At 64.6% G+C, this 13,672-nt stretch carries 16 protein-coding genes; 9 read left to right on the forward strand and 7 right to left on the reverse strand.

Annotated elements, in window-relative coordinates; all coding sequences use genetic code 11:
- Positions 1–5: 5 nt before the first annotated feature.
- The 3 genes from ACUYM2_RS18855 to ACUYM2_RS18865 are packed head-to-tail and all read right to left on the reverse strand — an operon-like array spanning position 6 to position 2,781.
- On the reverse strand, positions 6–764 hold the full coding sequence (locus tag ACUYM2_RS18855; RefSeq protein ID WP_481601564.1) for a hypothetical protein: 759 nt from the start codon (positions 762–764) through the stop codon (positions 6–8).
- A gap of 9 nt (positions 765–773) precedes the next feature.
- Positions 774–2,378: a relaxase/mobilization nuclease domain-containing protein gene (locus ACUYM2_RS18860; protein ID WP_481601565.1), complete on the reverse strand. Its 1,605-nt coding sequence runs from the start codon at positions 2,376–2,378 to the stop codon at positions 774–776.
- A gap of 7 nt (positions 2,379–2,385) precedes the next feature.
- A complete protein-coding gene (locus ACUYM2_RS18865) occupies positions 2,386–2,781 on the reverse strand; it encodes a plasmid mobilization protein (RefSeq protein WP_481601566.1) in 396 nt (131 codons plus the stop codon).
- 244 nt (positions 2,782–3,025) lie between these two features.
- On the opposite strand from ACUYM2_RS18865, the gene ACUYM2_RS18870 reads away from it, so the two are divergent.
- From ACUYM2_RS18870 to ACUYM2_RS18900, 7 genes are all read left to right on the forward strand, one after another.
- Positions 3,026–3,334: a hypothetical protein gene (locus ACUYM2_RS18870; protein WP_481601567.1), complete on the forward strand. Its 309-nt coding sequence runs from the start codon at positions 3,026–3,028 to the stop codon at positions 3,332–3,334.
- A 335-nt stretch (positions 3,335–3,669) separates the two neighbouring features.
- Positions 3,670–3,972 carry a DUF4193 domain-containing protein gene (locus ACUYM2_RS18875; RefSeq protein ID WP_481601568.1) on the forward strand — a complete coding sequence of 101 codons (303 nt, stop codon included), beginning with the start codon at positions 3,670–3,672 and terminating at the stop codon, positions 3,970–3,972.
- Between the two features lie 111 nt (positions 3,973–4,083).
- Positions 4,084–4,245: a hypothetical protein gene (locus tag ACUYM2_RS18880; protein WP_476982629.1), complete on the forward strand. Its 162-nt coding sequence runs from the start codon at positions 4,084–4,086 to the stop codon at positions 4,243–4,245.
- A gap of 143 nt (positions 4,246–4,388) precedes the next feature.
- Positions 4,389–5,267, forward strand: coding sequence for an ABC transporter ATP-binding protein (locus tag ACUYM2_RS18885; RefSeq protein ID WP_476982628.1), 879 nt, complete (start codon positions 4,389–4,391; stop codon positions 5,265–5,267).
- Between the two features lie 5 nt (positions 5,268–5,272).
- Positions 5,273–6,568, forward strand: a complete 1,296-nt coding sequence (locus tag ACUYM2_RS18890) for an ABC transporter permease (protein ID WP_481601569.1) — start codon at positions 5,273–5,275, stop codon at positions 6,566–6,568.
- Positions 6,569–6,596: 28 nt separating this feature from the next.
- On the forward strand, positions 6,597–6,806 hold the full coding sequence (locus ACUYM2_RS18895) for a hypothetical protein (protein WP_476982626.1): 210 nt from the start codon (positions 6,597–6,599) through the stop codon (positions 6,804–6,806).
- A gap of 450 nt (positions 6,807–7,256) precedes the next feature.
- Positions 7,257–7,700: a hypothetical protein gene (locus ACUYM2_RS18900; RefSeq protein ID WP_476982625.1), complete on the forward strand. Its 444-nt coding sequence runs from the start codon at positions 7,257–7,259 to the stop codon at positions 7,698–7,700.
- Between the two features lie 99 nt (positions 7,701–7,799).
- On the opposite strand, the gene ACUYM2_RS18905 is transcribed toward ACUYM2_RS18900, so the two are convergent.
- The 4 genes from ACUYM2_RS18905 to istA all read right to left on the reverse strand — a co-directional run bounded on the left by ACUYM2_RS18905 (position 7,800) and on the right by istA (position 11,745).
- Positions 7,800–8,027, reverse strand: coding sequence for a hypothetical protein (locus tag ACUYM2_RS18905; RefSeq protein WP_476982624.1), 228 nt, complete (start codon positions 8,025–8,027; stop codon positions 7,800–7,802).
- Positions 8,028–8,732: 705 nt separating this feature from the next.
- Positions 8,733–9,206, reverse strand: coding sequence for a GNAT family N-acetyltransferase (locus tag ACUYM2_RS18910; protein ID WP_476982623.1), 474 nt, complete (start codon positions 9,204–9,206; stop codon positions 8,733–8,735).
- 221 nt (positions 9,207–9,427) lie between these two features.
- Complete coding sequence (gene istB / locus ACUYM2_RS18915) at positions 9,428–10,207, reverse strand: IS21-like element helper ATPase IstB (RefSeq protein WP_476975977.1); 780 nt, start codon at positions 10,205–10,207, stop codon at positions 9,428–9,430.
- Complete coding sequence (gene istA / locus ACUYM2_RS18920) at positions 10,204–11,745, reverse strand: IS21 family transposase (protein ID WP_476975978.1); 1,542 nt, start codon at positions 11,743–11,745, stop codon at positions 10,204–10,206. Before istA ends, istB begins: the two co-directional genes overlap by 4 nt.
- A 110-nt stretch (positions 11,746–11,855) precedes the next feature.
- On the opposite strand from istA, the gene ACUYM2_RS18925 reads away from it, so the two are divergent.
- Positions 11,856–12,485 (forward strand): hypothetical protein, encoded by a 630-nt coding sequence (locus ACUYM2_RS18925; RefSeq protein ID WP_481601570.1) that lies wholly within the window; start codon positions 11,856–11,858, stop codon positions 12,483–12,485.
- A gap of 339 nt (positions 12,486–12,824) precedes the next feature.
- A complete protein-coding gene (locus ACUYM2_RS18930; RefSeq protein ID WP_476982621.1) occupies positions 12,825–13,025 on the forward strand; it encodes a hypothetical protein in 201 nt (66 codons plus the stop codon).
- The last annotated feature ends 647 nt before the right edge of the window (positions 13,026–13,672 follow it).

A 13,672-nucleotide genomic window follows, 5' to 3' on the forward strand; every position in this document is an offset into this window, starting at 1 on the left:
AAGCCTTAGCGTTCGAGTCCGCCGCGTTCCAGCGTTTTGCCCTTACCGCCCAGTCTGGCCGTCTTCGAGGTCCTGGCCAGCGAGGGTTTCTGCGCGACGGCCGCCGTCGCCGGCGTGCCCTGGTGTTTGTCTGCCAGGAGGCGGGAGTTGACCGCTTCGCGGTCACCCTTGCCGTCGAGGCTTTCGGCCAGCTGCTGACGGCGCTCAAGGGAATCGTAAACCGGTTCGGCCCGGGCTTTTTGAGCGGTCCTGTCCTCGCCGTTGGCTCCTGAAACCGCGGCGCCGGCCACCACTTCGTCGGTGCGGGCAGCCGAGGCTTTGGTCCTTTCATTTTCGGCCTCAAGGCGCCCCTGCTGTGCCCGGGCGAGGGCTGCGGAAACGGAGGCCTCGTCGGCGCCGGGGTTGTGCACGTCGATGCCGTAACGGGCCTGCACCTGTTCGCGGATCCGCTCTGACGCCCGGGCGGCTTCGGGGTCGTAGGCCTTCCATGCGGTGGCTGTTTCGTGGACGTTTTCGATCATTTCGGGGGTGGTCTTGTTCCACCAGTCATCCCGGGCAACCGGTGCGAGCTGGGCACGGGCTGCTGCGCGCTGGGCGTCATAGCGTTCCTGCAGCTGGCGGGCCCGGTATTCCTCGGCGGCGGCGATAGTGCGCTGCTCTTCTTCGCGCATTCTGGCCAGCTGTTCGCCGATGCGGCTGGCAACCATCAGCCCTGTACGCATCGCACCGTCGACTGCGTCGTCCATTCCGTCTGCTTCGCTCATGCTCTTCCCCTATCGCTCGATGCCTGGATTCCGATGGTGGTCCCGGTTGGGTTCTTGGGGCCGGGTGGGCCCGGCCTGTTGCATTTTTTTCTCTGGCCTGGTGAGTGTTGTGGGGACGGGCGAGCCGCCCCACGAGCGTTCGGCGATGAGGCGCGCGCGGAGGGCTTCTTCGCTGGCTCCCGGGCGCTGTTCCCGCAGGGCGTCCATCGTCATCGGATGTGCCGTGATGGTGTGGGCGGTGGCGCTGGCTTCGACGGCTTTGCTGGCGGCGGTCACGGCAGCTGCGAGGCCGCGGACGCGGCGGAGGTCATCGGTGGCTTTGTGCATGTCGTGGATCGCCCGGGCGGTCAGGGCGAGCTGCCGGAACATCAGGGCGTAGGCGGCCCGGTCGCTCTTGGACGTCGCCGCCAGAAGGATCATTGTGGCACCGCGTGCCGACGGCAGAGCTATGGCCGGACGCTTCGGGTAGTGCCGGAGCTGGGCTGATTTGGACAATTCCCGTGCGGCGTCCGCCAGCGGTCCCGGTGTCGGTTCGATGCGCTTGGACCATGCACCGAAAGCTGCCGCTGTTTCGCGGGCTGCCTGCGCCCAGGCGGCGTGGTCATCATGCGGGGTGGTGGCCAGTTTCTCCCGGAGGGCGCTGACGTCGTGGGCGTACTTGTTCCACAGTTCGGCCGAGGGCTGCAGTGTCTCCCGGCCGGGGCGGGCCGGCCGGCGGTTGCGCGCCGCGGCGTTCCATTCGGCGACGGCGGCCGTTGCCGAGTCCGGGGTGCTTTCCCACGCGGTGCGGAGTTTGGGCAGTGCGAGGTCGCGTCCCAGGGAATTCCCGCCGAACCAGACGGCACGCTCGCCCTTGCGGGGACGTTCGGCGACGGAGTATCCGGTGACGACGTCAGTACGGCCGGCGGCGTAGCGGGGGCGAACCAGCAGGCCTTCCTGGCGTGCGCGGCGGACGAACTCTGCTTCGTCCGTTGATGCTGCTGCGCAGGTGCGGACCTTGCGGGCGAGGCTGTGGCGCTCGACCTCGGGCAGCCCCTGGCGGATGGCCTTGGCCTGTTCAGCGGGCGTGTACCCGCGTTCGGCACGGACCGCGTCGAGCTGGTTGAGGCCGTACTTTTTCTCCAGTGCGCGGGCGCCCTGTTGGGACTTGTATTTGCTCTTCCAGCTGTTCCATTTGGTGCCGTCGTCCCGGACCATGGATGCCACGATGTGGATGTGGTCGTTGCCGTTCTTACTCAGTCCGTGCCGGACGGCAACCCACCGGGCCGGGGCCTTTCCGCCGTCTTCGGTGAAGTCCATGTCCTTCATAAAGTCGTTCGCGATGGCGCCCCATTGGGCGTCGGTGAGTTGTCCTTCTTCCGCGGCCAGGCTCAGGGAGCAGTGGAAGACGTGGCCACCGTCCACTTCGGCCTTGTAGAACTGCTGGGCGCGGTCGAGGGCGTTGGCGATGTCCAGGGCCGCGTCCCGGTTCAGTTCGTTGTCGTCGTGCCAGGCCATGAGTGCGGAGTCGCCGGCGACAAGGTGCGGTTCCTCGTGTTCGTTCGCACGCCCCGGGCCGGCAAGGTAGATCAGCAGGCCCGCCATGCGGTCGCCCTGGGTGATGTTCGGAATCACGGCAGGATCACCTGCCGGCCATGTCGGCGAGCTGCCGGTCGATTCGGATAATGACGCTCTTCGCGTGCGCGATTGTTGCTGCCGCTTCCGGTGGCACTTCCCCGGTGGAGTTGGCGTGCCGGGCAATCTGGTTGATGTTATTGGCGACGGACCCGACGAGGCGCTGCAGGTTGGAAAGCTGCATGAACTGGTCCCGCCGCTCCGAGGGGCTTTCGCTGTCTTCATTGAGCGCCGCTTCGATCAGAAGCCTCGGGATCGTGACCCGGTGCCTTTCCGCCAGGGCGAGAAGCTGCGCTTCTTCTTCGGGGCTGACCTTGACCTCGTGGCGGTGCATTCTGCCGCCGTCGATGTTCGCCCGGCGCCGGCGGGACTTCCATCCGGCGAAGCCGTTGCCTTCCGTCATTGTCCCGCCCTTCGTTTTTGCCAGCGCAGCGACCCGGAGTGCCCGGGATCAGACTTCAGTCTGCCGCCACCGGAACGCAGTTCTCGGTAGCGACACGAACTTAGCCCGGCTAACTTCCCAGCTTGCTCGGTCGCAGCCGGTGATAGCGGCGGGGCAACGGTTTCGTGGTGGTTCAGAATTTATTGGCCCATCGCTGCGCGTCGATGCACCAATACCGTGGCCCCTCCTGGCTAGGGTTGATGGCATGCCAGCGATCGATATGGAACAGACACGCAACCAAGCCCGCGCCCTCCTCGACTCGCGGATCGAGTCCGTCACCGCCCTGGTCAAGACCCGGCAACGGATCACCGACCTGCGCGAGCAACTCACCGAGGCCGAACGCGAGGACAAGCGCGCTTATGCCCGCGCCACCAAGGACGGCTGGAGCCCCGAAGAGCTGAAGAAACTCGGGCTCGAGTCCGGCGCCGCAGCCCGCCGCCGCAAACCGGCAACCTCCTCATCTGCAACCGAGGGTTCCCGGTCTTCCACCAATGGGGCGTCCGCGGCTGAGTAGGTTTCCCCTCGCCCACCTGGGCACGGCAAAAGCAATTTCCTTCGGGCTTTTCCCGCACCCACGTGGACGACGGGACCCATCTGACCGGCTGCACACCACCGCCAGGTCACCCCAGGCAGGCACGTCGCCACCGGGACCGGCGATCGTGCACAGCCTCCCACCGCCGTGCCACAGAATAAGACCCCGCCCAGGACCGCAAAACCGGCACCCCTTCACCCGGGCGTAACACCCTCTTGGTTCCATCCTCGCCCGTCCGCGCCGGCACGTCGCGTGCGCGCGATGTCGGGTAATGTCCAACCCCGAACACACCACTAAAGGAAGCGAGTACCAGCCCCATGGCAGCCGACTACGACGAAGTGAAACCCGACGTCGCCGAATCCCGCAACGCCTCCATCGAAGCCCTCAAAGAGGCCAACTCCCCCGACGCCCGCAGCGTCGTCCTCGAACTCGACGAAACAGACACCGTCGACGGCGTCGAACTCCCCGGCGCCGACCTCTCCAACGAAGAACTCATCATCCAGGTCATCCCCCAGGCCCAGGACGAGTTCACCTGCTACTCCTGCTTCCTCGTCCGCCACAACTCCCAAATCGCACAAACAAAAGACGGACACCACTACTGCATCGACTGCGAAGCCTGACCCGCAGAACCAAGGACATCGCCGGGTCGGACGTGACTATAGAACGCCCTCCCGCGGTGCTAGTCTCGGACCCTTGCGCCGCGACCTGCGGCACACGAGATCAGGGGAATCATGTTTGGAATTCTGGGCATTCTGTACTTCGTAGTGATGGCAGCGATCGCCGTCATGGTGATCTACGCGCTGGTACTCGTCATCATCTTTCTTCGCCTCCGCATTCAGGAGCTCAAGACAACCCAGCCTCCGGAACCGGGCAACCAGCAAAACCGCCCCTGACTCCCCCGTCAGCCCGGCTGCCCGTCGCCCACGCTCCCCCTGCATGTCCTTGAGAACGGCGGAACCCACCTGCAGCTAGGCTGGTGCTCATGACGCTGGGGGGCGCGGCCGCGGAGCCGCTTGTACACATCAAAGACTTCCGAATGGACTTCGGAGACAAAACGGTCATCAAGGACCTGTCCTTCGATGTCCGGGCAGGGGAAACCTTCGGGTTCCTCGGCAGCAACGGGTCCGGAAAAACGACCACGCTGCGTGCGCTGCTGGGGATCTACCAGCCCACCGCCGGGACCCTGCACATCGGCGGGAAACCCTTCGCCCCGCGCGACGGCGCCCGGCTCGGCTACCTGCCCGAAGAACGCGGCCTCTACAAAAAGGAAAACGTCCTCGACGTCATGGTCTACTTCGGCAGGCTCAAAGGCCTCGACAAAACCCGCGCCAAAGCCTGGTCCCGGGAGTACCTGGAACGCGTCGACCTCGCCGACAAAGCAACCACCCGGCTGGACAAGCTCTCCGGCGGACAACAACAAAAAGTCCAGCTCGGCGTCACCATCATGAACGACCCCGAGCTGCTCATCCTGGACGAACCCACCAAGGGCTTCGACCCGGTCAACCGGCGCCTGCTCATGGACATCATCGAAGAACAAAAACTCGCCGGCGCAACCGTCATCATGGTCACCCACCAGATGGAAGAAGTCGAACGCCTCTGCGACCGCGTCATCCTGCTCAAGGACGGCACCGCCCGCGCCTACGGCACCGTCGCCGACGTCCAGGAACAATTCGGCGGAACCCTCTACCGGATCAAATACACCGGGCACCTGCCCGCCTCCGCCCTGTATGACATCGTCACTGATGCCGGCGGAGAAGCTGAGCTCTCACCCCTCCCGGGCGGGGACGAAACAACCGTCCTGCGTCAACTCGTTGAGCACGGCGTCGCCGTGCGGTCCTTCACCACCGCGAGGACCTCCCTGGACGAGGTCTTCATCAAGGTCTACGGCGAACAGCACGAACTGGCAGAGGCATAACCCCCATGACACAGCACACCACCACCCAGCACCCCTCCCCCGCCACCCCGCCGCCCAAGCGCCCCTTCGCCCGGCACAACCTGCGCACCGTGGTGGAGTTCGAGTTCACCCGCACCATGAAGAAACGCGGCTTCTGGATCGCGACCCTTGCCATCCCCGTCGTCATGGCCATCGTCTTCGCCCTGGTCTACCTCAGCAACTCCTCCACCGCGGCCAGTTCCGACGCCCAAAAAACAGCCTCCATGTCCTTCACCTACACCGACGACTCCGGACTCATCGCCCCGGGCGTTGCCACGGCGATGGGCGGTAAGAAGGTAACTGACCCAGGGCAGGCGCTGCAGGAGGTGAAAAAGGGCCTCACCGACGCGTACTTCGCCTACCCGGCCGAACCCGCGACCCAGCCGGTCAAGGTCTACGGGGCGGACAAGGGGATCTTTGAGAACGGTAAGTACGACGCCGTCGCCAAACAGCTCCTCACCGCCTCAGCCCAGATCAAAGTCGGCTCCCCGCAGCTGATGGCCGCGGCAGGAGGCGACGTCAAAACCGAAGCCACGACCTTCAAAGACGGCAAGGAATCCGGCGGTTTCGGCGCAGCCGTCCCGCCCCTGATGTTCCTGCTGATCTTCTACATCTCGATCATTCTGCTCTCCAACCAGATGCTCAACAGCACCCTGGAAGAGAAAGAAAACCGGGTCACCGAGATGATCCTCACCACCCTGAACCCGACCACCCTGATCGTCGGCAAAGTCATCGCCCTGTTTATGGTCGGCCTGGTCCAGATCCTGGTCTTCCTCACACCGATCCTCGTCGGATACCTCTTCTTCCGCGACAAACTGGCCCTCCCCGACCTGGACCTGTCAACGATCACCTTTGAACCCGGCACCATGATCGTCGGGGGGCTGCTGCTCCTGGGCGGGTTTACCGTCTTCACCGGTGTCCTGGTCGCGATCGGCGCGGTCATGCCCACCGCCAAGGACGCCGGCACGATCTTCGGGCCCCTCATGGCCCTGATCTTCGTCCCGTTCTACGCAATCAGCCTCATCATCTCCGACCCGCGGGCACCCATCGTGCAGATCTTTACGTACTTCCCGCTCTCAGCACCCGTGACCGCCCTGCTCCGCAACGGTTTCGGCACCCTCACCGCCGTAGAGGCGGGCATCGTCATCGCCGAACTCTTCATCGTCGGCTTCCTCATCCTCCGCCTCGCCGTTCACCTCTTCCGGTACGGTTCCATCCAGTACTCCGGCAAGCTCTCCATCGCCGGGACGTTCCGCAAACGCACCCCCCTCACCGGAAAATGACACCGCCCCGTCCAACAGAGGACTCCCAGTGAAAATCGAAACAGCTACAGCGGACGAGCTGTACCGGATGCTGCTGGCCGTACAGGACCGGCTCGGTGAGCTGGTCAGAGAAGATCGGCTGACCCTGGCCCGGGACGCCGAACAGGTGCACGGCACGGCGCGCAACGCCGCCGACCTAGTGGCCCGCCACCTGGACGACGCCAGACAAGTGCTGGCCGTACTGGAAACCAGAGACTGAAGCCGCCCCGAACGCCGGCGGCCCTACCATGACCCCCACGGCGCCAGGCTCAAGGTGACCTGTGCAGCCGGACCAGACGGGCAACATGAAACACAATCAGACCGATACCGCCGGCTACGAGGGTGGCATCAACCCACTGAAACGGTCCGTTCAAGAGACGGTACAACGAAGGGACCATCACCAAAACGGCCGCACCGACGCCCATCAGGGCCCCTGCCTTGAAGGACCGGCGTTCATCGTCCGTTTTCGGCGTGGTCGCACGCTGCCTCATCCCTCTGCCCCCTCAGACTGTGGTGGCTTTGAGCGTACCCTGCCGCTGAGAACTTCCACCCTGCCACCTCCCCGACCACCGCGGAGAAAATCAACTCCGCAGGGTTCATCCTTTGGCGCAGGGTGTCACTCGACCCGCCTGAAGTTGCCGGCAGAACGTAGGCCCCGGAGACTGCCCGGATGAGCGGGGGAGAAAACGCGCGCGCGGAACTGCGGACCGGAATGCCCCCGCGCTACCAGGCGGTGCTTTCAGGAGTGGGTTTCGCAGCTGCCATCGTACTGTCGGTGACGGGCCAGCCCTGGCTGGGGCTGACGATGGCATTGGTCTTCGTGCCGGCACTGCGGATGAACGCCCGCATCCGCTTCGAAGAGGCCGGCCTTTCCGTGCGGGTAGCGGCCCTGTTTTCCACCACGATCGCCTACAAGGAGATATCGGCCGTCTCCACCGGCCCGTCCACCGGACTTCGTGAGGGGATGGGCCTGCGCATACTCCCCGGCGGAGGAACCGGTTATCTGGTGGGCGGTCCGACCATCCGGATACAGTGCGCCGGCACCTGGCTGCTTATCACGTGCGCTGACCCGGAAGATGCGGTCGCGCGTATCCGCGCGCACCTCCAGGGCTGAGGGCGGACACGGACGCACTACCGTAGCTCCCAAATTGTCCGGTAAGGGATCCACTATCGGGTGCCAGGGCGTCTGCAGAACCAAGGGCTGCGGGCAGAGTCAGCTGCGACCGGCACGCAGGCGTCGGAGGCGCCGATACGCGCGGGCACGCGTCGAAAACCTCCGAAACTGACCGCGGAAATACCAAGTAAGTGCGAGCCCGAGGATGACGAGCGGAAGCAGCTCCGGGGCGAGGGCGAACGTGCCGAAGATGATGTCGAACGCCTCGAATCCAACCAGCGAGCCGGCCGCGAACCAGACCCACCCGCCGAACAGAGTGGCTCGCATAGCCACACGGCGGCAGAGCCGAGGGACCAGCCTGCACACCAGTCCAAGGCGACGGAGAGCCGGTGATCGGTACCGCGGGGGCTTGGAGCGATGTGAGGGCAAGAGGTTATTGCGGGACATGGCGATGAGCTCCTTGTAGCGACAGTCAGAGAGGTGTTCTGAGGGTCGCCCGAGAGGAGTAATGCACGCAGCACGGAGGCACGTTCCGACCGGGTACGGCTAGAGTGCGGAAACAGTCGGAGTCGGATCCTAGAGGGCTGCCTGGAGGCTCCCGGGGCGACGGGGACGTCCGCCCGGAGCGCGAGGACCTGACCCACCGACTGGTGCGGATAGGACCGAAGACAGGAAATCTGGACCGTTTAAGTCACTCAGACCCAGGGCGACAGAGGGGACACCTGGAGCCGGAACGGTGCAGAGCAGCGATTGGAAGGTACGCGCCATGAGGATTGCCAGGGCAACGACCATAGCCATGAGAACGAGAGCCGGCACCGGAGGCACACCGGCATAGACCGTCGTGCGGATCGCAACGTCGGCCCGGACAAATCTCTCCAACAAGCCCCACCCGAGCAATAGCACTATTTCCCCCAATCGCCCTCACGCTAACATCGACCAACCGACCGATCAACGATGGACGCCGTGGAGAGGCCGGGTCGGACGACCCTCTAGCTACGGCTAGTCTTGGGGCAGTCCCGAGCGTGGTGACCATCAAGCTAGGGCCTTTTCAAGTATGTCGTCCGTTTCAGTGGCCCATTGCTTGCGTCCGTCTTGATCGACGTATTGATACGTCGATGTCTTCGTCCGCCCTGCCGGCGTAAATCCCAGTCGTTGGTAAAGCCTGCGGGCCGCAGCGTTTTCGACTCCGACTCCGAGGTAGAGCTTGTCGAACCCATCCAGCAGTGCCCGCTGTTCAACCCAGGCACACATAGCCGTTCCCGTACCCAAGCCCCGCAAGGCTTGTTGAACGAAGAGATGTTTCAATTCCGGTGAAAAGTCCGAGCGGAAATCCAAAACCACTGAGCCGAGCAGCTGCTGATCCTGCCATGCCGCGGCGAACACAATTTTTCCTTTGGCCTGCTCACCGAGAAAATAGCGAGCCATCCCTGAACCGGGCGGTTCGCCCGCCTCCAACGCGGCCAGGTCCTGTTCCGTGCAACGTCGAACTAATGGATGCGGCCGCATACCTGTTCCCCTCTTCGTGCAAGGTCGTAACGACTTCAGCGCCACCCTACCGACCCTCCCGCGTGAAGAAATAGTCCCTAACCGGAGTGTCAATGGCCAATAGTTTGTGCCCACGGGCGGCCAGCAAAAATGCCCGCTGGTGGCCATGAAAACTGCCCACTCATGGCCACGAGATCTGCCCACCGGGTGTTCGGTGGCGTTGGCCATGTTGGGGTGTGGGTTTAGTTCATTGGGGTGACTCCTTTTCCGGCCAGTGCCTGGCTGAGGCGGATCGATTCTCCTGAGGTCTGGCAGACATGCGCGTGGTGCAGCAGCCGGTCCACGGTGGCGGTGGCGAGGGTTTTGGGCATGAGCTCGTCAAAGCCGGCCGGATGCAGGTTTGAGGAAACCGCGATGGAGCGTTTCTCGTAGGCGGCGTCGACGAGGCGGTAGAGGCCCTCGGCCGCGTCCGTGCCCACCGGCAACAGGCCGATGTCATCGACCACCACCAAATCTGCGCGCAGGATCCGGGCGACGACTCTGGTGACGCTGTCATCGGAGCGGTGGGCGCGCATCAGAGCGCCGAGGTCCTCGAGCCGGAACCACGCGACCCGCAGGCCGGCCTCGACGGCTTGCTGGCCGAGGGCTTCAAGGAAGAACGTCTTGCCCGTGCCGGAGGGGCCGCAGATCACGACGTTTTCCTTCCGCCCGATCCATTCCAGCGTCCGCAGCGCCTGCTGCGTCGGTGCCGGGATCGAGGAGGCGTCAGGGTCCCAGGTGTCGAAAGTCTTCCCGGTCGGGAAGCCCGCGGCCTTGCGCCTGGTGGCGAGCATGGACCGGGACCGGCCGGCGACTTCCTCGACAAAGAGTGCCTTGATGACCTCGGCCGGTTCCCAGCGCTGGGCGCGGGCGGTCGCGATCAGTTCCGGCGCCAGCGCCCGCGCATGGGGCATCTTCAACTGCCGCATCAACGCCTCCAGCTCCGGCGCCAGTACGGGCGCGGTGACCGGGACCGGGCTCACGCGCTTTCCTCCAGGGCGCCGTCAACACGGGCGGCAACGGGTGGTCGGCCAATCGCCGCCCACCCGGCGGTGCCCTGGGTCAAGGACCGGGTCTCCCCGGCAGCATGGGTGGTCGTTCGCGTGCTCGCGGCGTTCAGGATCGAGGCCAGGTCCTTGTTCGCGAAGCGGCCATGGATGGCCGCAGTCCCGAGGGCCTGATCGACCTCGGACTGCCCGGCGATCTTCGCCAGGGCGACCGCTTCGGCCATCTTCACGTTCATCCGGGCCGTGCCCGCCGCTGCGGCCTCGAGCAGCCAGGTCCGGGCGCCGTCGCCGATGCTAAGGAACTCCGTCTCCGCGGCCGTCCTGGCTTTCACCGTGTACTCACCCGGGATTTTCGGCCGGTGGTCAGGGAAGTGGGCGTCGTTGATCGCCGGGCTGCCGGGCCGGGCGCGCCGGTGCCGGGCGACTTCCACCGGCCCCTGGCCGCCGAGGTGGACGATGATGACCTGCTCGTCGGCTCCGGCGCCGTGGGCGCGGACGAACACCCGCGCGCCGAGCAGATACGCCGGGACGGAGTACTGCCCGTTCTCGAAGGTGACCATCGGCGTGTTCTCCGGGACACTGCGGGAGAGCCCGAACGCGACGGTGTGCGCGGTGTCCGGGATCCGGTGCAACCGCGGCGCTTCCTCGGCCAGCATCGTCACGGGTTTGCGGCGGGTGGCCCGGTGCTCACGGTGGTTGACCTCGTCCATAAACGCCTGGCAGGCCGCCTCGATCTCGGCGAAGGAAGCGTAGTCGGCACGCAGGTTGGTGTCCTTGGGCACGATGTCGGCCTTGGCGACCTTCACCGAGGCCTCCACGCCGCCCTTGGACGCCGGGTCAGCCGGCTGGCAGGTCAACACCGTCACCCCGTAGTGGCGGGCGAACTCGACCGTCTGCTGGTTGCGCACCGGGACCCCGGCAACATGGGAAACCGTTACGGTCTTCTCGTTATCGGTCAGGACGTAGGTCGGGGCGCCGCCGATGACACGGAAGCTGCGGTCCAGCGCCGCGAACACGCTCGGCGCCGTCCGGTCCCGCAGCGCGATGACAATCCTGAAGCGGGACCATGCCAGCCAGGCCACGAACAAAACGGTCTTCTTCCCCTCGATCACGGGGCCGTCGCCGAAATCGTACTGAAGCCACATGCCCGGTTCCGTGATCCAGGGCCGGTGCACCCGGACATGGCCGAGCCGCCAGGCAGCGCGGACCTGGGCGACGGCCCGGCGGGTCGAGCGCTCCGAACCCTCGTAGCCGAGGTCTCGGAGTTTCGCGTGGGCTTTGTCGGCACGGATCTTGCCCTTGGACGCTTCTATCCATTCCTCGATCTTGGGCAGGTACGCATCGGTGACCCGGCCCCGGTAGACCGGTTCGGCGATCGGCTGGCCGGCGTCGCGGGCAGCGACGTGCCTGGCGACCGTGTGGTGCGAGCAGCCGGTGAGTTCCGCGGCGGCGCGCAACGATCCGGTCAGATCATACGCAGCGAGTATTTCCATGATTTCTCCGTCAAACTTCATTAGGGCCTCTTCCCGGGCGACTTTGGTGCGACTAGACACCGTCATCAAACCCCGGGGAGAGGCTCCCGCCGCTTAAGCGGCAGGGTTCAGTAAGGAAGTGGGCAGATCTCATGGCCACCAACGGGCAGTTTTCATGGCCGTCAGTGGGCAGTTCCGTGGCCGCCTACGGGCAGTTTTTCATGGCCGCTAACACCGGAGCGCTCCGCTGTGACTTGCGTTCGCTGCCCCAGCGGGTAGGCTCGCCGGATGTCACGATACTGGGCTGTGAACTGTCGCCGGAGAATGAGGCGATGCGTCACACTGAGGGGAAACCAATGAGTCGCCAAACACCCGGCACGAAGCTTGCCGCCGGGGCATTTTTTCTGGTTTGGGCGACGGTCTTTCTGACGTGGACGGCGGTGGATGCCCTGCGTTTGGTTACCGGCATCATCTTCATACCGATCGGTCTGGCTCTGATCCTCAAGGGTCTTTTCGGGCGCCGGGCCGCTAGTCGCGAGCGAGCCGGCGGTGAATTGTTTGGGTGGCAGGTGACCCGTGTCTTGTTCTCACTGGGCATCATGTCGACTCTGACCGGCCTCTTCCGGGTCCTGCTGGATCAGTCGCACGTCTTATCCTGGGTTCTGTGCACCGTGGGCCCTGGACTGGTGGCGCTTTCCACTCGCGGAGCGTGGGACAGTGAATCCAGCGGCCGTAATCGCTCAGTTCTGGGCTTCAGGGCACGCCCGAGGACTCCCCGATGAGTTTCGATCAAAGGTTGCTCCACCTCCACACCGAACGGAACGGTACAGACACAACTAACAACGGAGCGGCATGCCAAAAGCGCTGAAGTTGATATTCAGCCTATCGATGGCGGGCCTAGCAGCTGCGATCTTCATGAGCGGCCACATCGGGTTCTTCCCGGGGATGATGGGTCCATTCCTGGTGCTGTTCTTCTTCCTTCTTGCAGCAGGAAGCGTTATCGGACTAGCAATCATCAGCGCCCGACGGGATTATCTTTGCGCCGATCGGCCTGCCACTGATCATCAACCACTTCATCGGCCGCCCACCGGTCTCACGAGACCACTGCATGAAAGAAGCCGATGAACTCCAGGACCCGCACGCTCCGTAGCCTGGTGGTCTACGCGGCCGGGTTTCTGCCGTTTGCTCTGTTCCGGCATTCCATCGGCTTCGTGCCGTCTATAGCGGTCGGCCTCGTAGCGACCTTGGTTTGCACGCTGATGTTTCGCTGGCGCGACACGAAGATCCGCACGCTCCACCAATCCGCCGAGCGGGGGACTTGATGGCTGCAGGACGGTGGGCATTTCTCCTACTTGCCATAGTGCTGTTGATCGTCTCGGTATCTCTCGCCCTGCGAGGATCTCCCGGTCTGTGGTTCACAGCAGTCGCCATGGGAATCGCGATTTTCACTACCGTTCGCTCAGGACTCAAGGAACGTCAACAGCGCGAAGGCACCTCAGCGCCGGAAAGCTAGGCGTGCCGGCTGTGGCCAGGTATGGAGCGGGAGCTGCGGGACTTTCACCGCGGCAGACCTTGGGCCATTCGCACTTCGAAGGGCCGGATAACACGGGCCACCGCCAATGACTCATCGCACGCGGTTATGCACGCCAGCGTCCCGTAACCCTAGGGTTTTGAGACGCTGAAGTTACGAGCTGGGGAGCCGCTCCGCGGCGTTGGGGGCTTGAGAAAACGGCCTTGTGGCTGGCTTGGGTAGCGGCGGATGATTGGCGGTGCCGCGGTCGACGCCGCTGTGTCTTAGTGCTCAGAGCCTGTTTATGAGCATGGTGTGGAGGGCTTCCACGGGAACCGTGGATTGGTGCCGCTAACCCAACAGCCTGGGGTTGACGAGCCCGTTTAGTAGATTCCTGAATCATTTCCCCGCCCTTCCCGCGGCACCTAACACTGCCGGCCGGTGGTGTTGTTGGACCGG

Source organism: Arthrobacter sp. SD1074B, from assembly GCF_056780195.1.